The organism is Thioalkalivibrio sulfidiphilus, from assembly GCF_000377945.1.
In the GTDB taxonomy this organism is placed as follows: Bacteria; Pseudomonadota; Gammaproteobacteria; order Ectothiorhodospirales; family Ectothiorhodospiraceae; genus Thioalkalivibrio_A; species Thioalkalivibrio_A sulfidiphilus_A.
In genome coordinates, this window is record NZ_KB898936.1 from 51,237 (window position 1) to 71,986 (window position 20,750).

16 protein-coding genes are annotated in these 20,750 nt (G+C 66.7%); 7 read left to right on the forward strand and 9 right to left on the reverse strand.

Annotated features, from left to right (window positions below):
* Nucleotides 1–40 precede the first annotated feature (40 nt).
* Complete coding sequence (locus D580_RS0108125; RefSeq protein ID WP_018953911.1) at nucleotides 41–2,887, reverse strand: Rne/Rng family ribonuclease; 2,847 nt, start codon at nucleotides 2,885–2,887, stop codon at nucleotides 41–43.
* A gap of 438 nt (nucleotides 2,888–3,325) precedes the next feature.
* Between D580_RS0108125 and D580_RS0108130 the strand changes: the two genes are divergently transcribed.
* The 3 genes from D580_RS0108130 to D580_RS0108140 all read left to right on the forward strand — a co-directional run bounded on the left by D580_RS0108130 (nucleotide 3,326) and on the right by D580_RS0108140 (nucleotide 6,171).
* Entirely contained in the window at nucleotides 3,326–4,297 is a 972-nt protein-coding gene (locus D580_RS0108130) for an RluA family pseudouridine synthase (protein WP_018953912.1), read from the forward strand.
* Between the two features lie 163 nt (nucleotides 4,298–4,460).
* A complete protein-coding gene (locus D580_RS0108135; RefSeq protein ID WP_038043412.1) occupies nucleotides 4,461–5,147 on the forward strand; it encodes an HAD family hydrolase in 687 nt (228 codons plus the stop codon).
* Between the two features lie 88 nt (nucleotides 5,148–5,235).
* Nucleotides 5,236–6,171: a S49 family peptidase gene (locus D580_RS0108140; RefSeq protein ID WP_018953914.1), complete on the forward strand. Its 936-nt coding sequence runs from the start codon at nucleotides 5,236–5,238 to the stop codon at nucleotides 6,169–6,171.
* Nucleotides 6,172–6,387: 216 nt separating this feature from the next.
* Here the strand turns inward: D580_RS0108140 and D580_RS0108145 are convergent, their stop codons facing one another.
* From D580_RS0108145 to D580_RS0108175, 7 genes are all read right to left on the reverse strand, one after another.
* Nucleotides 6,388–7,131 carry a CsiV family protein gene (locus tag D580_RS0108145; RefSeq protein WP_155999778.1) on the reverse strand — a complete coding sequence of 248 codons (744 nt, stop codon included), beginning with the start codon at nucleotides 7,129–7,131 and terminating at the stop codon, nucleotides 6,388–6,390.
* A gap of 29 nt (nucleotides 7,132–7,160) precedes the next feature.
* Nucleotides 7,161–10,634 (reverse strand): transcription-repair coupling factor, encoded by a 3,474-nt coding sequence (gene mfd, locus D580_RS0108150; RefSeq protein WP_038043414.1) that lies wholly within the window; start codon nucleotides 10,632–10,634, stop codon nucleotides 7,161–7,163.
* Between the two features lie 165 nt (nucleotides 10,635–10,799).
* On the reverse strand, nucleotides 10,800–10,997 hold the full coding sequence (locus D580_RS0108155) for a YgaP family membrane protein (protein WP_012637927.1): 198 nt from the start codon (nucleotides 10,995–10,997) through the stop codon (nucleotides 10,800–10,802).
* 173 nt (nucleotides 10,998–11,170) lie between these two features.
* Nucleotides 11,171–11,842 carry a Crp/Fnr family transcriptional regulator gene (locus D580_RS0108160; RefSeq protein WP_026289819.1) on the reverse strand — a complete coding sequence of 224 codons (672 nt, stop codon included), beginning with the start codon at nucleotides 11,840–11,842 and terminating at the stop codon, nucleotides 11,171–11,173.
* 147 nt (nucleotides 11,843–11,989) lie between these two features.
* Entirely contained in the window at nucleotides 11,990–12,865 is an 876-nt protein-coding gene (locus tag D580_RS0108165; RefSeq protein ID WP_018953918.1) for a carbon-nitrogen hydrolase, read from the reverse strand.
* A 148-nt stretch (nucleotides 12,866–13,013) separates the two neighbouring features.
* A complete protein-coding gene (locus D580_RS0108170) occupies nucleotides 13,014–14,048 on the reverse strand; it encodes an agmatine deiminase family protein (RefSeq protein ID WP_018953919.1) in 1,035 nt (344 codons plus the stop codon).
* A gap of 9 nt (nucleotides 14,049–14,057) precedes the next feature.
* The gene (locus D580_RS0108175) at nucleotides 14,058–14,357 is read right to left on the reverse strand and encodes a hypothetical protein (RefSeq protein ID WP_026289821.1); all 300 of its coding nucleotides are present in this window, start codon (nucleotides 14,355–14,357) and stop codon (nucleotides 14,058–14,060) included.
* Between the two features lie 163 nt (nucleotides 14,358–14,520).
* On the opposite strand from D580_RS0108175, the gene sfsA reads away from it, so the two are divergent.
* The 3 genes from sfsA (at nucleotide 14,521) to lolD (ending at nucleotide 17,249) form a co-directional block, all read left to right on the forward strand.
* Nucleotides 14,521–15,234, forward strand: coding sequence for a DNA/RNA nuclease SfsA (gene sfsA, locus D580_RS0108180; RefSeq protein ID WP_018953921.1), 714 nt, complete (start codon nucleotides 14,521–14,523; stop codon nucleotides 15,232–15,234).
* A 73-nt stretch (nucleotides 15,235–15,307) separates the two neighbouring features.
* Nucleotides 15,308–16,555 (forward strand): lipoprotein-releasing ABC transporter permease subunit, encoded by a 1,248-nt coding sequence (locus D580_RS0108185; protein ID WP_018953922.1) that lies wholly within the window; start codon nucleotides 15,308–15,310, stop codon nucleotides 16,553–16,555.
* Between the two features lies 1 nt (nucleotide 16,556).
* Nucleotides 16,557–17,249 carry a lipoprotein-releasing ABC transporter ATP-binding protein LolD gene (gene lolD / locus D580_RS0108190; protein ID WP_018953923.1) on the forward strand — a complete coding sequence of 231 codons (693 nt, stop codon included), beginning with the start codon at nucleotides 16,557–16,559 and terminating at the stop codon, nucleotides 17,247–17,249.
* A gap of 203 nt (nucleotides 17,250–17,452) precedes the next feature.
* Here the strand turns inward: lolD and D580_RS0108195 are convergent, their stop codons facing one another.
* Nucleotides 17,453–17,977 (reverse strand): DUF2062 domain-containing protein, encoded by a 525-nt coding sequence (locus D580_RS0108195; RefSeq protein WP_018953924.1) that lies wholly within the window; start codon nucleotides 17,975–17,977, stop codon nucleotides 17,453–17,455.
* 81 nt (nucleotides 17,978–18,058) lie between these two features.
* On the opposite strand from D580_RS0108195, the gene D580_RS0108200 reads away from it, so the two are divergent.
* Nucleotides 18,059–20,371, forward strand: a complete 2,313-nt coding sequence (locus D580_RS0108200) for a DNA internalization-related competence protein ComEC/Rec2 (RefSeq protein WP_026289822.1) — start codon at nucleotides 18,059–18,061, stop codon at nucleotides 20,369–20,371.
* Nucleotides 20,372–20,750 lie beyond the last annotated feature (379 nt).

Below are 20,750 nucleotides of genomic sequence, written 5' to 3' on the forward strand. Positions count from 1 at the left end.
CCGCCCTGTTTGCTTTTACCTGACGATCAGGAATCCTTGATCAGCCCGGAGTCTGCTCCTTTGGCTTCTCCGACGCGCCCGATTCCCGGGACGCTGCCTTGTCGGTGCTTGTGGGTGCAGACACCGGTGCAGATGCCGGTGCCGGGGACGCGGCTGAAGGCGCGGGTGCCTGAGCCGCTGGTGCGGGTGGCCGATTGCCGGATTCACCACCGCCGCCCTGGGCCGAAGCGGGACGCGCCTGGTCCGAGGGCGGGGCCTCGCGGGGTGCGCTGCTGGCCGCGGGCGCTACCGGTTTTGGTGTCGCCGGAGCGGGTGCCGGGCTGGGGGCGGGTGCGATCTGGCCGCTTGGAGCCGCAGCCGGGGGCCTGGTCACCGGTGCAGGCGACGGTGCAGCGGCGCCGGCCGCAGCGGCCGGCGCCTCGCTCCGGGGTGCCGGCTTGGGGCCTGCCTCGCCGGAGGGCTGGGTCGATGCCTGGCCTGTGCCTTGGCCCGTGCTCTGGGTCTGGGGCTGGCTCACGGGTTGTGACGGGGGCTGGCTACTCGAACCCGACGGGGCCGCAGGCTGCTCGGCGGCAGGCCTGCTTTCCCGGGCCGGGGCGCGGGATTCACCGCGTTCACTCGCCTGGGGCTTGTCAGACTCGCTGCGGGGACGCTCGGCGGGCTTGCGCTCACCGCCCTGGCCGGCTTCGCCAGAGGGGGCGGCGCCACGGGATTCCCCGCCGTTGCCGCCCTCGTCACCCTGACGCTGCTGGTCAGCGCCGCGCTCGCCACCGCCGCGGCGGCGGCGCCGTCCGCCGCGCCGCCCGCGGCTGCGGCCACCACCTTCTCCGCCGGTTTCCTGTCGCTCTGCGCTGCTGTCAGCGGTCTGGCTTGTCTCGCGGACAGGTTTCTCGCGTGCGGGTTTTTCGATGGCAGGCTTCTCGGCGGCCGGTGCCTTCTCGGCAGTGGGCTTTTCCAGAGCCGGTCTTTCCTGCGCGGGTTTTTCCTGGCTGGGGCGGGGGCGGCCTTCGCCCGTATCCTCGCGGCGACGATCCCGGGTGCTGCTGCGACGACGACCGCGGCCGCCGCGTTCAGCCTCGCTGTCCCGGGTATCACGTCCGCCACGGCCGGTGCTGCTGCGCCGGGTGCGGGACTTGCTCTCTTCGGTTTCCGTCTCGGCCTCGCTGCGCGGGGCTCCGGCGAACAGGCTGCTCCAGATGCGCGCGAAAAAGCCGGGCTGGGCCACGGGCACCTGTGCCCGTGCGGGGGCCTCCACGGGTTCCGGGCTCACCGGTGCCGGGGTGGCGGGGCGGATGGTCTGCACCGCGGCGCGTTCCACCGGAGCGCTGAGCGGGCGCACCGTGATGGGCTCGGGCAGTTCCTCCTCGGGCAGCATCTGGTAGCTGCTCTTGCCGCGCAGTTCCTCGGGCATCTCGTCCACGCGGATCCGGCGCACGTTGAAGTGGGGCGTGACCATGTCCGGGGTGGGCACCAGGGTGACCATCACGTCGTGGCGGCGCTCGATGCCGTTGACCGCATCGCGCTTCTCGTTGAGCAGGAAGGTGGCGACATCCACCGGCAGCTGCGCGAGCACGCGGCCGGTCTTGTCCTTCATGGCCTCTTCCTCGATCAGGCGCAGCACCGACAGGGCCAGGGACTCGACGCTGCGGATGTGGCCATGGCCGCTGCAGCGGGGACAGACGATCTGGCTGGATTCGCCCAGGGAGGGGCGCAGGCGCTGGCGGGACATCTCCAGCAGGCCGAAGCGGGAGATGCGTCCCACCTGCACCCGGGCGCGGTCCATTTCGAGCGCGTCGCGCAGGCGGTTTTCCACCTCCCGCTGGTTCTTGGCGGGACCCATGTCGATGAAGTCGATGACGATCAGGCCGCCCAGGTCCCGCAGGCGCAGCTGGCGGGCGATCTCATCGGCCGCCTCCAGGTTGGTGTTGAGCGCGGTCTCCTCGATGTCGCTGCCCTTGGTGGCGCGGGCGGAGTTCACGTCGATGGAGATCAGGGCTTCCGTATGATCGATGACGATGGCACCGCCGGAGGGCAGGGAGACCTCCCGCTGGAAGGCCGCCTCGATCTGGCTCTCGATCTGGTAGCGGTTGAACAGGGGCACATGCTCTTCGTAGAGCTTGAGCTTGCGCAGGTTGTTGGGCATCACCTGCTGCATGAATTCCTGGGCCTGCTGATAGACCGCCGGGACATCGACGATGATCTCGGCGATGTCATTGCGCAGGTGGTCGCGCAGGGCGCGGATGATGACGTTGCTTTCCTGGTAGATCAGGAACGGACCCTTGCGCTTCTCGGCGGCCTCGGTGATGGCGGCCCACAGGGTCTTGAGGTATTCCAGGTCCCACTGCAGCTCTTCCACGCCACGGCCGACGCCCGCGGTGCGGGCGATCAGGCCCATGCCCGGGGGGACTTCCAGCTGGCTCAGGGCCTCGCGGATCTCGCTGCGGTCCTCGCCCTCGATGCGCCGGGAGACGCCGCCGGCACGGGGGTTGTTGGGCATCAGTACCAGGTACCGGCCGGCCAGGCTGATAAAGGTGGTCAGTGCCGCGCCCTTATTGCCGCGCTCTTCCTTTTCCACCTGGACGATGAGTTCCATGCCCTCCTTGACCAGGTCCTTGATGGATCCCTGGGGGCTGTCCTCATCGCCGGCGCCGGGCAGGCAACTGCGGGCGATTTCCTTTAGGGGGAGGAAGCCATGGCGCTCGGCGCCATAGTTGACGAAGGCGGCCTCGAGGCTGGGCTCAACCCGCGTGACGACGGCCTTGTAGACGTTGGCCTTTTTCTGCTCCCGGGAGGGGACTTCGATGTCCAGGTCGTAGAGTTTCTGGCCATCTACCATGGCCACACGCAGCTCTTCGGGCTGCGTGGCGTTGATCAGGATTCGCTTCATGTAGGGTTTCTCGGAGGGTCGGGGTCGCCACACCGCCAGGGTTGCCGGGATCTCCGGCTTCTGTCTCCACGGGGTCGAGCGTGCGGGCGCGCATCAACAACAGCGCGCACAGGCACCACCATGAGAGCGTCAGTCCCATGGGTCTACCGGTGATGGAGGGGTGGGCAAGGTTGATCAATGAGAGCGCTCGGTTGCTATGCGTTCTTGCTGTGATCCCGGACGGTGAGGCCTGGCGCGGGGCCGGGAGATCGCCGTCCGGGGAAAATCGGTCGGTCACGGGGGGGAGGGCGTTTCGAAGGACACCGCAAGGAATAAGCCGGCGCGGAGGAAAACTGCCGATCTATCCCACGTGACACTTCATGATACCAATCTGCAACAATGCGTTCAAACCCTTGATGGATCGGTTATTATCCCGATCCGCCTCAGCCACCCCGCGCCATGAAATCAGCCGATTCCCCACCCTCCAAAGTCACCCTGGTCCGGGTCGGATCCGGTCAGGCCGGCCAGCGCCTGGACAATTTCCTCCTGGGGCAGCTCAAGGGGGTGCCCAAGAGCCATGTCTATCGCCTGCTGAGGAAGGGGGAGGTACGGGTCAACAAGGGACGGGCGAAGCCCGATTACCGCGTCCAGGAGGGGGACCAGGTGCGCATCCCGCCGGTGCGCCAGGCCGCGAGCCCCCCGGATGACAGCCAGATGCCCCTACCCAGGGACCTGGCTGAGACCCTGCGCCGGGCGGTGCTGCTGGAGGACGAGGACCTGCTGGTGCTCAACAAGCCGGCGGGGCTCGCTGTGCACGGCGGCAGCGGGGTGAAACTTGGGCTCATCGAGGCCATGCGACGCCTGCGGCCCCAGGCCGAATTCCTGGAACTGGCCCACCGGCTGGACCGGGAGACCAGCGGTTGCCTGGTGCTGGCCAAGCGCAGGGAGGCCCTGCTGGCCTTCCACGAGGCGCTCAAGTCCGGCGGGGTGGACAAGCACTACGTGACCCTGCTGGCCGGTGTCTGGCAGGGCGGCCCGCGCCGGGTCTCCGAGACCCTGGCCCGCAAGGGCCCCCGCACCCAGGTGCGCAAGGTGGAGGTCGACGAGGACGGCAAGCACGCCGAGAGTTTCTTCTTCCCGCGCCGGCATTTTGTCGACGCCACCCTCATGGGGGTTGAGATCGGCACCGGCCGCACCCACCAGATCCGGGTGCACGCCGCCCACGAGGGCTTCCCCGTGGCCGGCGACAGCCAGTACGGCGATTTCGAGTTCAACCGGCGCATGAAACGCCTGGGGCTCAAGCGCCAGTTCCTGCACGCCGAGACCCTGAGGTTCCAGCTGCCCGGCCATGAACGTCTATATAAGATCCACGCCCCCCTGCCGGCGGATCTGGAGGCGGTGCTGGAACGGCTCGAGCCTTTGGATGTCTGAAAGCGGGTGAACTTCTGCCGCAGAGACGCGGAGACGCTGAGAACTCCATGAATCAAGTCTGTGGGTATACAGGAACGACTGCGATTCAACAGAACCGCGGTCATTTCATCATTCATTTCTCTGCGGCTCCGCGTCTCTGCGGCAAACGCACCTTATGAGCATCATGTCATCCAGACCCTACCAACTCCTGGTGTTCGACTGGGACGGAACCCTGATGGATTCCGCCGCCCGGATCGTGTCCTGCCTGCGCGGGGCGATTGCCGATACCGGTGCCGAGGACCGGGACGAGCACGCACTGCGGGACATCATCGGTCTGGGGCTGGAGGAGGCCATCGCGACCCTGTATCCGGGTTCGGATGCAGGCTTCGTGCATGAATTTCGCACCGCCTACCGGGTGCATTTCCTGGAACGGGATGCCACGCCTTCGGCCCTGTTCCCGGGCATGGCGGAACTGCTGGCGGACCTGGAGTCGGCGGGCTACTGGCTGGCAGTGGCCACGGGTAAGTCGCGGCCGGGACTGGAACGGGTGCTGGAAGAGACCGGGCTCGGCCGGCATTTTCTCGCCACCCGCTGCGCCGATGAAACCTTTTCGAAACCCCATCCCGCCATGCTCAACGAGATCATGGATGAGCTTGGGCTGATGCCCGCCGACACGCTCATGATCGGCGACAGCGAGTACGATATGCTCATGGCCAGCAACGCCGGTACTGACCGTCTCGGCGTGACTTATGGGGTGCATGGTGGGCAGCGATTGGCCCGGCACGCACCGGTGGCCCTGATGGATGATCTGCGGCACTTGCCCCAGTGGCTCTCTGGGAGTGGGAAGGGTGAATTGGGAAGTGCGAAGTAAGCCTGGTGCTTACGGCATTCCGCGATGGCCCAGAGTCTTTTTCCCACTTCCCCATTCCCACTTCTCACTTCAAAAAAGGTTTGACTCTATGTCTCAAGACAACTGGGAACGTGATGCTCTGAAACAGATCGCCCTGGCGGGCATCCAGGAACAACGCCGGGCACGGCGCTGGGGGATCTTCTTCAAGCTGCTGGGCTTCGGCTATTTGTTCCTGCTGCTGATCATCTTCATGAGCGGCCCCATGGGTCCCGGGGCGAAGAAGCCCGGTCCGCACACCGCCCTGGTGGACATTCAGGGGATCATCAGCGAGAGCAGCCAGGCCAGCGCGGACCTGGTGACCCAGGGTCTGCGCCAGGCATTCAGGGACAAGAACACCGTGGCGGTGATGCTGCGGGTGAACAGCCCCGGCGGCAGTCCGGTGCAGTCCGCCTACATCAACAACGAACTGCGCCGTTTGAAGGCCGAGCATCCTGACATGCCGGTGTATGCCGTGATCAGCGACGTGGGTGCCTCGGGCGGTTACTACGCCGTGGTGTCGGCGGATTACATCTATGCCGATGCCTCCAGCGTGGTGGGTTCCATCGGCGTGCGCATGGATGGCTTCGGCCTGGTGGAGGCCATCGACAAGCTGGGCATCGAACGACGGCTCATGACCGCCGGCGAGAACAAGGGCCTCCTGGACCCCTTCCTGCCCGTCGATCCCCGTGAAAAGGCCCACGTGCAGCGACTGCTGGACAACATCCACGCCCAGTTCGTGGACGCGGTGAAGACCGGCCGCGGTGACCGGCTCAAGGGCAGTGATGAGGAGTTGTTCAACGGCCTGATCTGGACCGGCGACGAGGCCCTGGCGCTGGGCATCATCGACGGCCTGGGCAGCCCCGGTTACGTGGCCCGCGAGGTGATCGGCCAGGAGAACATCGTGGACTTCACGCCCCGCCAAGACATCTTCCGCCGCCTCGCGGACAGCTTCGGCGCCGCCATGGGCCGGGCGATCGTGAATCTCAGCGAACCGGTGATCAGGTGAAGGTGGTCAGAGACGTAGGATGGGTGAAGCGCAGCGCACCCATCACACCCTGTCAGCATGGGCACGCGTTGCTTTGCCCATCCTACACAGACTGAGTCAGGAATCCGGCATAAGAACGGATTTGCCGCAGAGGCGCCGAGACGCAGAGTAATGAAGGATTTTTCTCTGCGCCTCAGCGTCTCTGCGGCGAAATCTGGTTATTCCACTACCCAGCTCTCAATTCTCTATCGGCGTGATCTCCACGATGATGCCCATCATCGGGTGATCCAGGTAGTGCACTTCCCTTGAGCGCATGCGTCGGCGCTCGCTGATGTAGCTCTCCGCGAACTGACCGCCCTCCAGGGTCCACACATGGTCGCCGGGCAGTGTCTCCTGTGTGGCGCGACGGTAGAGCAGGTCGGTCTGCAGGTGCAGGAAACGGGCGAGGCTCAGGGTCACTGTGCCGTCCACCTCGTAGAGCGGGTTCGGTGCCTCGGGCTCCACGGGGGGGCGGTCCATCATGGGCGACATCACCGGGGCGATCTGCCACGGGGTGAATTCCGGCGTCTCCTCGGGCACCTTGCGGCCGAGCAGGGGGCCGGCCTGGATGCGCACCGGGATGGCGGCCTCGGGGGCAAGCCCGGGCTGTTCCCAGGCGAAGCTGGCGATCACCTCGTAGATGGGGGCCTGCTCCAGCCGGGTGACCACGTCGCGCAGTCCGAAGGGCGTGCCCGAGGCGTCCCTGAAGCGGCTTTCCGGAGGGGCCTCCCCGAGCACCAGCGCCTCTTCGAGGCGAGGTACGGAGGCGCTCTGCCAGACCTCGCTGTGCAGTGCCTGCCGGTCGGTGTGGCGCACCAGCACCATCTCCACCCGGAACATGCGCGGCTCCTGGGCCGGCGCAGGGGCGGGCAGCACGACGGCGAGACACAGGGCGGCGAGCAGGCTGTGTCGGCTCAGGTTTCGGGTCAGTCTGTGCAGCATGGGCATGTCCGTGTCGGTGCGGAGGCGCCTCAGGCGGCCTCCCGCTTGATGGCTAGAGTGTTCAGGATACGCTTGACCGCCTGGATGCGCTGCTCCAGGTCCTCCATGGGCTCGAAGAAGCGCAGTCGCTGCTCCGGGTCCATCTTGTACTTCTTCGGGTCCGACTGGATCAGCTGGATGAGCCGCGCGGGATCCAGATTGGGGGTGGCCTGGAAGCTGAAGCGACCGCCCTGGGGACCCACCTCCAGCTTGCGCACGCCCAGCGGTTCCAGGCGCAGGCGCAATTCGGTCACCGCCATCAGGTTCTTGGCCTGGGCGGGCAGCAGCCCGAAGCGGTCGATCATCTCCACCTGCAGTTCCCGCAGGGCCTCCTCGGACTGGCAGCTGGCGATGCGCTTGTAGAGGATCAGGCGCGTGTGCACGTCGGGGACGTAGTCGTCGGGCAGCAGCGCGGGCACGCCGAGATCCACCTCGGTGACCTCGGCCATGGGACGGTCCAGGTCCGGCATCTCGCCCTTCTTCATGGCCTTCACCGCACGCTCCAGGAGCTCGTTGTAGAGGGTGAAGCCGATCTCCTGGATCTGGCCGCTCTGGCCCTCGCCCAGGAGTTCGCCGGCGCCGCGGATCTCCAGGTCGTGGGAGGCCAGGGTGAAGCCCACGCCCAGGTCTTCCAGGGACTCGATGGCCTCCAGGCGCTTGACCGCGTCCGGGGTCATGGCCGAGGGGTGTGGCGTGATCAGGTAGGCGTAGGCCCGGTGGTGGGAACGGCCCACCCGGCCGCGCAGCTGGTGCAGCTGGGACAGGCCCAGCTTGTCGGCGCGGTCGATGATGATGGTGTTGGCGGTGGGCACGTCGATGCCGCTTTCCACGATGGTGGTGCACACCAGCACGTTGTGGCGCCGGTGGTAAAAGTCCAGCATCACCTTCTCAAGCTCGCTCTCGCGCATCTGCCCGTGGGCGATGCCGATGTCGGCGCCGGGCACCAGTTCGGCGATCTCCCGGGCCTTTTTCTCGATGGTCTCCACCGCGTTGTGCAGGAAGTAGACCTGTCCGCCGCGGCGGATCTCACGGGTGATGGCCTCCTGGATCAGCGCGTCGTTCCACTGGCTGATGAAGGTCTTGATGGCGTGACGCTCCATGGGCGGCGTGGCGATGATGGACAGATCCCGCAGGCCCGAGAGCGCCATGTTGAGCGTGCGCGGGATGGGCGTGGCGGTCAGTGTGAGCATGTCCACCTCGGCGCGCAGGGCCTTGAGTCGTTCCTTGTGGCGCACGCCGAAGCGGTGTTCCTCGTCGATGATGACCAGGCCCAGACGCTTGAACTTCACGTCCCCCTGGATGAGCTTGTGGGTGCCGATGACGATGTCCACGCGCCCGTCAGCCAGGCCCTCCAGCACGGTCTTCTGCTCCCTGGCGCTGCGAAAACGTGACAGGGATTCGATGCGGATGGGCCAGTCGGCGAAGCGGTCGCTGAAGTTCTGGTAATGCTGCTGGGCCAGCAGGGTGGTGGGCACCAGCACCGCCACCTGCTGGCCGCTACTGGCGGCCACGAAGGCGGCGCGCATGGCCACCTCGGTCTTGCCGAAACCCACGTCGCCGCACACCACCCGGTCCATGGGCCGGGGGGAGGCCATGTCCTCCAGCACCGCCTCGATGGCTCGTGCCTGGTCCGGGGTCTCCTCAAATGGGAAGCTGTCTGCAAAGGCCGCGTAGCCGGTGGCCTGCACGTCGAAGGACTGGCCCTGGCGGGCAGCACGCCTGGCGTAGATCTCCAGGAGCTCGGCGGCCACGTCCCGGGCCTTTTCCGCGGCCTTGCGGCGGATCTTCGCCCATTGCTCGCCGCCCAGCTTGTGCAGGGGGGCGTGTTCGGTGTCGGCGCCGGTATAGCGGCTGACCAGGTGCAGGGAGGACACCGGCACGTAGAGCTTGTCGCCGCCGGCGTACTCCAGGGCCAGGAACTCCGCTTCCTGGCCGCCCACGGCCAGTTTCTGCAGACCCAGGTAGCGGCCCACGCCGTGTTCCTCGTGGACCACCGGGGCGCCCGGATGCAGGTCGGTGAGGTTGCTGATGACCGCGTCCGCGTCCCGGGTGGGACGCTTGCGCCGGCGCTCCTGGCGGGCCCGCTCGCCGAACAGGGCGGGTTCGGTGATGACCGCCAGTCCGCAGCAGGCCATGCGCATGCCGTCCTCGACGGGCGCGACGGTGATGGCCAGGCGTACGTCGCCGTTCACAAAAGCCTGCCAGTCCTCTACCGGGGTGGGTGTCAGTCCGAAGGGGCGCAGGCTGTCGATGAGGAATTCCCGGCGTCCGGCGGACTCGGCGGCGATGAGCACGCGGCCGTCGAAGCCGTCCAGGAAGGTCTTGAGCGAGGCAGCCGGATCGGACTGGCGGATGTGCAGGCGCAGGTCCGGGAGGGCGCTCACGTCGAAGTTGACCGCACCGGCGGTGGTCTCCAGCTGCTCGGGGCGTTCCACCCGGATGCCCGGGCGCCCGGTGAGCTGGGCCTTGAGTTCCTCGGCGGTGAGAAAGATCTCCTCGGGCGAGAGGATGGGGCGCTCACGGTCGTGGCGGCGCTGCTCATGGCGGTCCGCCGCCTGGGTGAGAAACTCCGCGGCGGTGTCCTCGATGCCACCCACCTGGATCAGGCGAACGTTGCCGGGCAGGTAGTCGAACAGGGTGTCCAGCTGCTCGAAGAACAGGGGCAGGTAGTACTCGATGCCCGCCGGGGCCGTCCCCTGGCTCACGTCCCGGTAGATGACACTGGCCTGGGGGTCACCCTCGAAGCGGGTGCGGTAGCGCTGGCGGAAGCCCTTGATGGCCTCCTCATCCATGGGGAACTCATGGGCCGGCAGCAGGCGCACTGTGTCCACGGTATCGAGGCTGCGCTGGGATTCGGGGTCGAAGCTGCGGATGGACTCGATCTCGTCATCCAGCAGGTCCACTCGGTAGGGCACCTGGCTGCCCATGGGGAACAGGTCGATGAGCGAACCGCGCACGGCGAACTCGCCGTGCTCCATCACCTGGCTGACGCAGTGGTAGCCCGCCTGCTCCAGGTTGCGGCGCAGGGCGTCCCGATCCAGCCGGTCGCCGTTGGCGAGCATCAGCACACGTCCCTGGAGCCAGGCCCGGGGCGCGATGCGCTGCATCAGGGTATTGACCGGCACCACCAGGATGCCCCGGCTCAGGTCCGGCAGGCGGTAGAGGGTCTCCAGGCGCTGGGAGATGATGTCCTCGTGGGGGGAGAACAGGTCGTAGGGCAGGGTCTCCCAGTCCGGCAGGGTGAGCACCGGCAGGGTGTCGTCGCCCAGGAAGAATTCCAGTTCCCGGGCCAGGGTCTCGGCCTCCCGGGTATCCGGGGTGATCACCACACCCAGCCCCTTGTGTCCCGCCAGGGCGCGGGCCATGGCAAGGCCCCGGGCGGCGCCATAGAGGCGGCCCCAGCGATGCTGGCCGGGCTTGTCGGGCAGGGCGGGCGGGGTAAGCGGGCTGTACAGGACGGACATCAGGGGCGGTCGGATGCGGGCAAAATGGCCGCCCATTTTACTGCACCGGCGGGGCCGGTGCAGTAACAGTGGCAAGTCTCAAGTGGCTAGTGGCAAGGAAAACCGTGCCGGGTCACACATCGGTGATGATGGTGATGCGGGTTTCCTTGCCACTGGCCTCTGCCTTCAAGACTTGCAGGTCTTGAATCCGATGATGTTGTAAGCCGGGCACCAGCCGATGACGGCGGTCACCAGGGGGATGATGCCGATCCAGCCCCAGGGGGTCTGGGGTCCGACGAACACCAGGGCGATCAGCACGAGGCCCACCACGGCGCGGATGATGCGGTCGGCGGAACCCATGTTCTTCAGTGTTTCCAGGCTCATGATGTCTGTCCTCCGGTTGGGAATGACAGGGAGCATAGTCCAGGATGGGGCGGGGTTCAGTGATCTTGTCACTGCTTCGCAGGGTGAACGCGCAGGAGGCCCGACCCCGGGCCGAATGCCGAGGCTTGGGCTGTTCGGCCCGGGGTCGGGCCTCCTACGACATCTGACGGTGATCAACCCTTGGCGAGCCGCTCCAGGGCAGGGCGGTCGAGCAGGTCGATCTGGCCCCGGGAGAGGTGCACCCAGCCCTGGCGCTCGAAGTCCTTGAGGGCGCGGCTGACCACCTCCCGGGCGCTGCCCAGTTCCACGGCCAGGTCCTGGTGGGTGCAGTGCAGGGCGTCCTGGCCATGGGCCAGTTCCAGCAGGCGCTGGGCCAACCGCACGTTGAGGCGGCCGAAGGCCACCTCGTCGATCAGGGTCATCAGTTCCGCGATGCGCTGGCCATAACCCTGGAACACGAAGCGGCGAAAGCCGGGGGAAGACTCGATGCCTTCCATGAACCGGGGCGCGGGGATGGCGATGCCATTGACTTGGGTCTCGCAGATGCCTTCGGCGCCGTAGCGGTTGCCGCCCAGCAGGCAGGAGGTGGTGAGCACGCAGGACTCACCGGTCTGCACCCGGTAAAGCACGATCTCCCGCCCGCTGCTGGAGGTCTGCTGCACCCGCACCGAACCCTCGGTGACCAGCAGGTATTGTTCGCAGACGCTGCCGGGCCGGAACACCACGGCGCCTTCCGGCGCCTGGATCTCCCGCGCATCGGCCAGCACGCCGAGACCCGTGGGGTCATCCACCTGATCGAGGGTCGGGAAGTGCCTTGTCCAGTGGGGCTTTTGTGCTGCTGTCATGGGTCGGTTGTCCGATGCTGTGAAAGCGAGCCGTAATGGTGGCCAAGGTCAGCATGAAGGGCCAGAAGGGTTTTACTTCAACCAGGTTTTCTTTGCGTCCTTGGCGAAACCTTCGCGCCCTTTGCGTTCAAAGGCTTTGAATCCCGATCAATCCCGGTAACGCCTGAGCAGATCCTGGTAGGCGTCGATGCGCCGGTCACGCAGGTAGGGCCAGATGCGGCGCACCTGCTCGGCGCGGGCCATGTCCACCTCGGTCACCAGCACGGTCTCCTGGTCCGTGGGGGCCTGGGCCAGGAACTCTCCCTGGGGGCCACACACGAAGCTCGATCCCCAGAACCGGCTGCCGGCGGTCACGCCGCTGGGGTCCGCCTCGAAACCGGTGCGGTTGACGCTCACCACCGGCAGGCCGTTGGCCACGGCATGGGCCCGCTGGATGGTGATCCAGGCCTCCCGTTGGCGGGCCTGTTCGTCCTCGGGGTCTTGGGGGTTCCAGCCGATGGCGGTGGGGTAGATCAGCAGTTCCGCGCCGGCCAGAGCCATGAGCCGCGCCGCTTCTGGGAACCACTGGTCCCAGCACACCAGCACGCCCAGCCGACCCACGCTGGTGTCCACGGGCTCGAAGCCCAGGTCGCCGGGGGTGAAGTAGAACTTCTCGTAATAGCCGGGATCGTCGGGGATGTGCATCTTGCGGTAGGTGCCGGCGAGCCGCCCGTCCGTATCCAGCACCACGGCGGTGTTGTGATAGAGCCCTGCGGCACGACGCTCGAACAGGGAGCCCACGATCACCACGCCGTGCTTCGCCGCGGCCTCCGAGAGGGCCTGGGTGCTGGGGCCGGGGATGGGCTCGGCCTGGTCGAACACCTCCGTGTCCTCGGTCTGGCAGAAGTACAGGCCGGTGTGCAGTTCCTGCAGCACCACCAGCCTGGCGCCGGCGGTGGCCGCCTCGCCGATGGCCTTGAGGCTCCTGGCCAGATTGGCCTCACGGTCGGCGGTGTTGGCCTGCTGCACGAGTGCGATCTTCATGGGGCTCGTTTCCAGGGTGTGGCTTGGGAAAAGAAATTTTCGACGCAAAGGCGCAAAGACGCAAAGTTTCGCAAAGATCGATGAAGTATTGATCAAAAAACTTTGCGGACCTCCGCGTCTTTGCGCCTCTGCGTCGAGGTTATCCGCACTAGGCCAGCACGCCCTCCGGCAGCTGCATGGTGACGCAGTGCAGGCTGCCGTACTGGCGGATCAGGGTGCGGCAGTCGATGCCGATGATCTCCCGGTCCGGGAACACCTCGCCCAGGCGTTCAAGGGCGACGGTGTCCGTGGGGTCGTCGTAGGTGGGCACCAGCACCGCGCCGTTGATGATGAGGAAATTGGCGTGGGTGGCGGGCAGGCGCCGGCCGTCCTCGTCCCGGATGGGGGCGGGCAGGGGCAGGGGCACCAGGCGGTAGGGTTCGCCGTCAGCGGTACGCAGGGCCTTAAGTTCCGCCTCCATGGCCTTGAGCGGTCCATGGTGGGGATCGTCCCGGTCCTCGCAGGTGACATAGGCAATGGTGTCGGGGGTGCACAGGCGCGCCAGGGTATCCACGTGGCCGTCGGTATCGTCTCCCGCAAGAAAGCCGTGTTCCAGCCACAGTACCCGTTGCACGCCCAGGGACTGCTTCAGCACCTGCTCGATGCCGGCGCGATCCAGTTTCGGGTTGCGGGTGGGGGTGAGCAGGCAGCCGGCGGTGGTCAGCAGGGTGCCCTGGCCGTCGGATTCGATGGAGCCGCCTTCCAGCACCAGGTCCACGGTCTCCACGGGGAGGTCGCCGAAGATGCCCTGCGCCTTGAGACGCACGGTGATCCGGTTGTCCTCGTCGGCGGGATACTTGCCGCCCCAGCCGTTGAAGGTGAAGTCCAGCAGCTTGAGACGGCCATCCTCCAGCACCGTGATGGGGCCATGGTCGCGGGCCCAGGTGTCGTTGGCCGGGGCGAGTGCGGTGATCACCCGCCCCATGTCGGCGCCGGCGGCCTCGAGCCGTTGCAGGACGTGCTTGCGGTGGGCCTCGTCCTGGCAAACCACCAGCAGGCGCTCGAAACGGGTGACGGCGGCGCCGATGTTGGCGAACACCGCATCGGCATCATCAAGCAGGGTGGACCAGTCGCTACGGCCATGGGGCCAGGTGAGATGGACGCCGCTCTGGGGCGCCCACTCGGCGGGCAGGACTCGGGACATGGAGAAGACTCAGCGGGCGTCGGGGCGTTCGCCGCGCACCACGGTGTGCAGAACGAAGGGACCTTCGAAGAACACGGAATAACCGTTGTAGTCCCAGCGGCTGATGGGGGGCTCGCCCACGGCGGGATGGCGGGTCTCGGGTTCGCCGAAGCGGGCCAGCACGGTGCGTTCATGCATGCCGCGGGTGGGCTGTTCGTCCATCTCCACCACCACCGGCTTGCCGTCGATCAGCAGCACGTCGGCCGTTGCGGGCAAGCTGGCAAGCACGAGGGCCGACAGGCCGAACAGGAATCCGCGTACAATGAACATGATGCACTCCCGCATGCTGGGTAAGGTCGATGCACTGACTATAGCATTGGACCCTGCTTCAGGAAACCATCCCAGGTTGTTGAGCCGACAACATTTTTCACCGCCGGTTCCTTGACACCCGTCACGGTGTCGAACCGCACCACATCAGCGACGGAAACCCGCCATGGAGTTCGACCCTCCACTCATCGAGGCGACGCTGCTGCGCCGCTACAAGCGTTTTCTGGCCGACGTGCGCACCCCGGACGGCCGTGAGTTCACCGCCCACTGCCCCAATACCGGCTCCATGATGGGTTGCATGGAACCCGGGTCCCGGGTGTGGCTGAGCCATTCCCCGGATCCCAGGCGCAAGTACGCCCACACCTGGCAACTGGTGGAGTCAGGGGATGCCCTGGTGGGCATCAACACGGGCCTTTCCAACCGGCTGGTCGAGGAGGCCATCGGCAGAGGCCTGATCGCTGAGCTGGCCGGTTGGCCCGGTCTGCGCCGGGAGGTGCGTTACGGGGATCAGGGCAGCCGCATCGACCTGCTGCTCGAGGACGGGGATCACCGCTGCTATGTGGAGGTCAAGAACGTGACCGCCGCGGTCAGTGAGGGCGTGGCCATCTTCCCCGATGCGGTCTCTGCCCGGGGCAGCAAGCATCTGGAGGAACTCATGCTTATGGTCCGTAAAGGCCACCAGGCGGCGCTGGTGTTCTGCGTGCAGCGGGGCGACGTGCATACGGTGCGGCCCGCCGATGCCATCGATCCCCTGTACGGACAGCGCCTGCGCGAGGCGGCGCAGGCCGGTGTGCGGGTGCTGGCCTGTGGCGCCCGTGTCTGGCCCGGCGGTGTGCTGCTCGAGCGTGTGCTCGACGTGGATCTGAGCCGCGCCGGATAAAAAGCCATGAATCCATGCCCAATTCCCCGTGTCGCCGCTGTATCGGCCCGCCCGGCTGTGATTTAATCCGCGCATGTTTCGTCCCCTCGAACTCTACATCGGCCTGCGTTACACCCGCGCCAAGCGCCGCAACCACTTCATCTCCTTCATCTCCCTGATCTCCATGGCGGGGATTGCCCTGGGGGTGACGGCGCTGATTACCGTGCTGTCGGTGATGAACGGCTTCGAGAAGGAGCTGCGCGAGCGCATCCTCGGCATGGTCTCCCATGCCACCATCAGCGATTTCTCCGGGCGCCTGGCGGACTGGCAGACCCTGGCGGCACGCATCGAGGGCGAACCCCGGGTACTGGGCGCGGCCCCCTTCATCCAGGCCGAGGGCATGCTCCAGGGCCAGGGTCAGGTGAGCGGCGCCCTGATCCGCGGCATCCTGCCGGAGCGGGAGAAGCACGTGTCCCGTGTGGCCGAGCACATCAAGTTCGGCAGCATGGAGGCGCTTCGCGGCGGCGAGTACGGCGTGGTGCTGGGCAAGGAACTGGCGGCGAGCCTGGGCGCCGGGGTGGGCGACCGGGTGACCCTGGTGACCCCCCAGGCCACGGTCACCCCCGCCGGTGTGATGCCCCGGTTGCGGCGCCTCCTGGTGGTGGGCGTGTTCGAGGTGGGCATGTATGAATATGACCGTAGTACCGCCTTCATGCACCTGGACGACGCGCGCCGGGTGTTCCAGTACGAGGACAACGTCACCGGTCTGCGCCTGAAGATGGACGACATGATGCGCGCCCCCTTCATCGCCCGGGACCTGGCCGATCGTCTGGGCGGGCGCTACTGGGTCAGCGACTGGACCCGCCAGCACGCCAACTTCTTCCGCGCCGTGCGCACCGAGAAGACGGTGATGTTCATCATCCTGTCGCTGATCGTCGCCGTGGCTGCCTTTAACATCGTCTCCACCCTGGTGATGGTGGTCACCGACAAGCAGGCGGACATCGCCATCCTGCGCACCCTGGGCCTGTCGCCCGCCTCGGTGATGGGGGTGTTCATGGTGCAGGGCACCCTGATCGGCCTGGTGGGCACCGCCTTCGGCATAGCGGGCGGCGTGACGCTCGCGCTCAACGTGGAGACCATCGTGCCCGCCATCGAGCAGATGCTGGGCATGCAGTTCCTGCCCGCCGACGTCTATTACATCAGCGACCTGCCCTCGGATTTGAAGGGCTTCGACGTCATGCGGGTCGGCGTGCTGGCCTTCCTGCTCACGGTGCTGGCCACCCTTTACCCGGCCTGGCGGGCCTCCCGGACCCAGCCCGCCGAGGCCCTGCGGTACGAGTGACATGGTGGATACCGATTTCCATAACGGCCCGGTGATCGAGGCCACGGGACTGAGCCGCATCTTCGACGAGGGCGGCCTCAAGGCCCGTGTGCTAGAGCACGTGAATCTGACCGTACAGCCCGGCGAGCGGGTGGCCATTGTGGGTGCCTCGGGCAGCGGCAAGAGCACCCTGCTGCACCTGCTGGGCGGTCTTGACAGGCCCACGGCGGGCACCGTGAAGGTGTGCGGCGTGGACATGAGCCGCCTGGGTGATGCCGCCCGGGGACGGTTGCGCAACCAGCACCTGGGCTTCATCTACCAGTTCCATCACCTGTTGCCCGAGTTCACGGCGCTGGAGAACGTGGCCATGCCCATGCTCATCCGAGGCATGCATCCCACCGCCGCCGCCGACCGGGCCCGGCACCTGCTGGAGCGGGTGGGCATGACCAATCGCCTGGAGCACAAGCCCGGCGAACTCTCCGGCGGCGAGCGCCAAAGGGCGGCCATTGCCCGCGCCCTGATCACCGAGCCCCAGGCGGTGCTGGCCGACGAGCCCACCGGCAACCTGGACAGCAAGCGCGCCGAGGACATCTACCAGCTGATGATGCGCCTCAACCGTTCCTCCGGCACCGCCCTGGTGATCGTCACCCACGACATGCGCCTGGCGGAGAAGATGGACCGGGTGCTGACCCTGGTGGACGGTAGATTGGGGTGAGGGTAGATCGGCGTGAGGGGTGAAGGGTGAGGGGTGAGGCGTAAAGCACTTACCCCTCACCCCTCACCCCTCACTCCTCACTCCTCACTCCTCACTCCTCACTCCTCACTCCTTACCCCTTACCCCTTACCCCTTACCCCTTACCCCTTACCCCTTACCCCTTACCCCTTACCCCTTACCCCTTACCCCTTACCCCTTACCCCTTACCCCTCTGCCTTCTTGCCGCGCCGACGCCAGTTGATCCGGCTCAGGATGTGCAGGCGCCACAACACCCGGACGGCTACGTAACCGGCGATCGCCGCCACGGTGGCCATGATCAGGCTGCCCACCAGCAGGGGCTTCCAGATGATCAGCAGCTCCTGGGTGAACCATTGCAGGCTCAGTTCAAAGGAAAAGCCCACCCGGGGCAGGTCCAGCACCTTGCGGCCGATGGTGTAGGCGGTGTAGTAGATGGGGCCCATGGTGAGCGGATTGGTGATCCACACCAGCAAGACCGAGATGGGCAGGTTCACCCGCAACATGATGGCGATCAGGGCCGAGATGATCATCTGGAAGGGCAGGGGCAGCAGGGCGATGAACAGGCCCACCGCGAAGGCACCGGCCACGGAACGCCGGTTCATGTGCCAGAGGTTGGGGTCGTGCAGCAGGGTGCCCAGGAAGCGCAGCGACTGGTGATCTCTCACACGATGGTAGGCGGGGAACAGTCGCTTGATGATCTTCTTGGCCATGGACGGCGGTCGGAGGTTTGAGTTTCAATCCATCGTACAGGTCATGGTAGACCGGATTCGTGACATCCCAAGGAGGGGATCATGCCGATACTGGCCCTGGGCTTCCTGCTCGGCGTCTGGTTGCTGCAACTCCAGGCCCATCTTCCATCCTCCGTTTGGATGTTATCAGCCGTACCCGCCGTGCTGCTCGGCGGGGCGCTATTGTACAGTCCGGGCGCCCGGAGTCACCGTGTCATCGTTCGGGCACTGCTGTGGCTGCTGGTTGCCGTGCCTGCCGGCTTTGCCTGGGCGTTGTTCGACGCGGGCCGTCGCCCGGATCCGCCGTCCGCGGATCTGCGTCACGACGGGATCTTCGAGGGCCGCATCGTCTCCCTCCCCGTGGTCTATGACCATTCCACGCGCTTCCTGTTCGAAATTCCGGCTCCCGACGGGACGCAAACACTTCGCCTGCGGGTCTCCTGGTATGGAAGGGTTCCGGATCTGAGGCCGGGTGAAACCTGGCGGCTGCACCTGCGCCTGCGTGCGCCCCGCGGCTTCATGAACCCCGGGGGATTCGACTACGAGGGCTGGCTGCGCCAGCAAGGGGTCTGGGCGGTGGCCACGGTGCGCGCGGACCCGGACAACCAGCGACTGGAAGCGGCCCGTGGTCTGTCCGGCGGCGTGGACCGCCTGCGCCAGCGCATCATCGAAGGGCTGGACCGAACGCCGGGGGAGGCCCGCTTCGCAGGTGTGCTCATGGCCCTCGCGGTGGGCCATCGCGCCCGGATTCCCGACGAGCACTGGTCGGTGTTCCTGGCCACGGGCACCAACCACCTGATGGCCATCTCGGGCCTGCACATCGGCCTGATGGCGGGCCTGGGTTACGGCCTGGTCAATCTGCTGTGGCGTCGCCAGCCGGTCCTCGCTCTGCGTCTCCCGGCCCAGCGGGCGGGCGCCCTGGCGGCGGTCCTCACCGGGGCCTTCTATGCCATGCTCGCGGGTTTCGCCGTACCTACCCAGCGGGCCCTGGTGATGCTCTGCGTGGTCATGCTCGCCGTGTGGCTCGGGCGCACCGGACAGCCATGGCGCGTGTTGTCCCTGGCACTCATCGCGGTGCTGCTGTGGGACCCCGGTGCAGTGCTGGGGGCCGGGTTCTGGCTCTCCTTCGGCGCTGTGGCGGTGATCCTGCTCTCCCTGACGGGGCGCCTGCGCCCGCCCATGGGCTGGCGGGCCGCCGCCCGCATCCAGGTGCTGGTCGCCCTGGGGCTGACGCCCCTGCTGCTCGTGTTCTTCAGCCAGACCTCGGTGGTGGCGCCCCTGGCCAATCTGCTGGCGGTGCCCTGGGTGGGGCTGCTGGTGGTGCCTCTGACCCTGTTCTCGGCGGCGCTCACGCTCCTGCATCCGCTCGCGGGCCTGCCCGTTGCCTGGCTGGCGGATGGGCTGATGGGTCTCATCTGGATCTGGCTCGAGTTTCTTGCCAGCCTGCCCTTTGCCCGCTGGTATGCCTCGCGTCCTGCCTGGGCCCTGGCCCTGGCGGCACTGGGGATTGCCCTGTGGCTGCTGCCACGGGGGTTGCCGGGCCGGATGCTGGCGCCGGTGCTGTGTCTGCCGCTGCTCTGGCCGCCGTCGCCGGAACTGCCCGAGGGCGGGTTGCGCCTGACCCTGCTGGACGTGGGGCAGGGGCTTGCCGCGGTGGTCCAGACTCGCCATCACACCCTGGTCTATGACACCGGGCCCGGTTTCCCCTCGGGCTTCGACACGGGACAGTCGGTGGTGGTGCCGTTTCTGCGTCACCAGGGCGTGGCGCGGGTGGACCGGCTGCTCATCAGCCACGGCGACAACGACCACGCGGGCGGGGCTCAGAGCGTCATCGACCTGATCCCGGTCAAGAAGGTCCAGGGTACCTGGGGCCTGCGCCAGACCCGCGTCCCGGCAATCCCTTGCGAGCGGGGCATGGCCTGGCGCTGGGACGGTGTGGATTTCCGCATCCTGCATCCGCCGCCCTACTGGGGTGACGACAACATCTCCTCCTGCGTGTTGCAGGTGGAGGGGCCGGGTGGCAGGGTGCTGCTGCCCGGTGACGTGGACGGTCTCGGCGAGGTGGTGCTGCTGGATTTCGCGGCAGAGGGCTTGCGTAGTGATGTACTGGTACTACCCCATCACGGCGCTCGGGACGCGGCCAGCGACACCTTCCTGGACCGGGTGTCACCCACTCTGGCGCTGGTGGGGGCGGGATTCAACAACCGTTTCGGCCATCCCGATGCATCGGTGCGCGAGCGGCTGGACATTCGCGGCATTCCCTTGCGCGGCACGGCGGAGGAGGGCGCCATCCGCGTGGATCTGCTGCCCGGAGAGCCGCTGCACAGCCCGCCGGGATGGCGCATCACGGCACGGCGCTACTGGCACAGCGAGTGAGTTCAAAATTCAAGATTCAAAATTCAAAGGCGATGGCGGAGGTAGCTCAGGCATTGAAGCTACCCCACCCTTTGAATGTTGAATTTTGAATCTTGAACCCAGATTGTCCATTAGCCATTTTTCTTGAGGATGAGGCAAACTGTGGGCCATCGCGCCGCGGCTGCGGGCGCACGGGTTTCTAATGGATACCATTAGAGAAAGCCATTGCGGATCAACTGGATAGATAAAGGTCATGGCGAAATCAGTGCTTCAGGGAGAAGGATTCTCGGTCAGTTTCAGCAACCGTGAGGTCACGGCCTGGGGCGGCTTAGCGCTGCTCAAGCAAATGCTCGACAGCATGGGGTTTCGGCAAGCGGCAGCCGGCTGGGGTTTGCCCGAG

What these genes read in the sequence shown, in the direction of transcription:
- D580_RS0108125 (WP_018953911.1), bottom strand. Translation starts at nt 2,887, where the DNA reads ATGAAGCGAATCCTGATCAACGCCACGCAGCCCGAAGAGCTGCGTGTG.
- D580_RS0108130 (WP_018953912.1), top strand. Translation starts at nt 3,326, where the DNA reads ATGAAATCAGCCGATTCCCCACCCTCCAAAGTCACCCTGGTCCGGGTC.
- D580_RS0108135 (WP_038043412.1), top strand. Translation starts at nt 4,461, where the DNA reads ATGTCATCCAGACCCTACCAACTCCTGGTGTTCGACTGGGACGGAACC.
- D580_RS0108140 (WP_018953914.1), top strand. Translation starts at nt 5,236, where the DNA reads ATGTCTCAAGACAACTGGGAACGTGATGCTCTGAAACAGATCGCCCTG.
- D580_RS0108145 (WP_155999778.1), bottom strand. Translation starts at nt 7,131, where the DNA reads ATGCTGCACAGACTGACCCGAAACCTGAGCCGACACAGCCTGCTCGCC.
- mfd (WP_038043414.1), bottom strand. Translation starts at nt 10,634, where the DNA reads ATGTCCGTCCTGTACAGCCCGCTTACCCCGCCCGCCCTGCCCGACAAG.
- D580_RS0108155 (WP_012637927.1), bottom strand. Translation starts at nt 10,997, where the DNA reads ATGAGCCTGGAAACACTGAAGAACATGGGTTCCGCCGACCGCATCATC.
- D580_RS0108160 (WP_026289819.1), bottom strand. Translation starts at nt 11,842, where the DNA reads ATGACAGCAGCACAAAAGCCCCACTGGACAAGGCACTTCCCGACCCTC.
- D580_RS0108165 (WP_018953918.1), bottom strand. Translation starts at nt 12,865, where the DNA reads ATGAAGATCGCACTCGTGCAGCAGGCCAACACCGCCGACCGTGAGGCC.
- D580_RS0108170 (WP_018953919.1), bottom strand. Translation starts at nt 14,048, where the DNA reads ATGTCCCGAGTCCTGCCCGCCGAGTGGGCGCCCCAGAGCGGCGTCCAT.
- D580_RS0108175 (WP_026289821.1), bottom strand. Translation starts at nt 14,357, where the DNA reads ATGTTCATTGTACGCGGATTCCTGTTCGGCCTGTCGGCCCTCGTGCTT.
- sfsA (WP_018953921.1), top strand. Translation starts at nt 14,521, where the DNA reads ATGGAGTTCGACCCTCCACTCATCGAGGCGACGCTGCTGCGCCGCTAC.
- D580_RS0108185 (WP_018953922.1), top strand. Translation starts at nt 15,308, where the DNA reads ATGTTTCGTCCCCTCGAACTCTACATCGGCCTGCGTTACACCCGCGCC.
- lolD (WP_018953923.1), top strand. Translation starts at nt 16,557, where the DNA reads ATGGTGGATACCGATTTCCATAACGGCCCGGTGATCGAGGCCACGGGA.
- D580_RS0108195 (WP_018953924.1), bottom strand. Translation starts at nt 17,977, where the DNA reads ATGGCCAAGAAGATCATCAAGCGACTGTTCCCCGCCTACCATCGTGTG.
- D580_RS0108200 (WP_026289822.1), top strand. Translation starts at nt 18,059, where the DNA reads ATGCCGATACTGGCCCTGGGCTTCCTGCTCGGCGTCTGGTTGCTGCAA.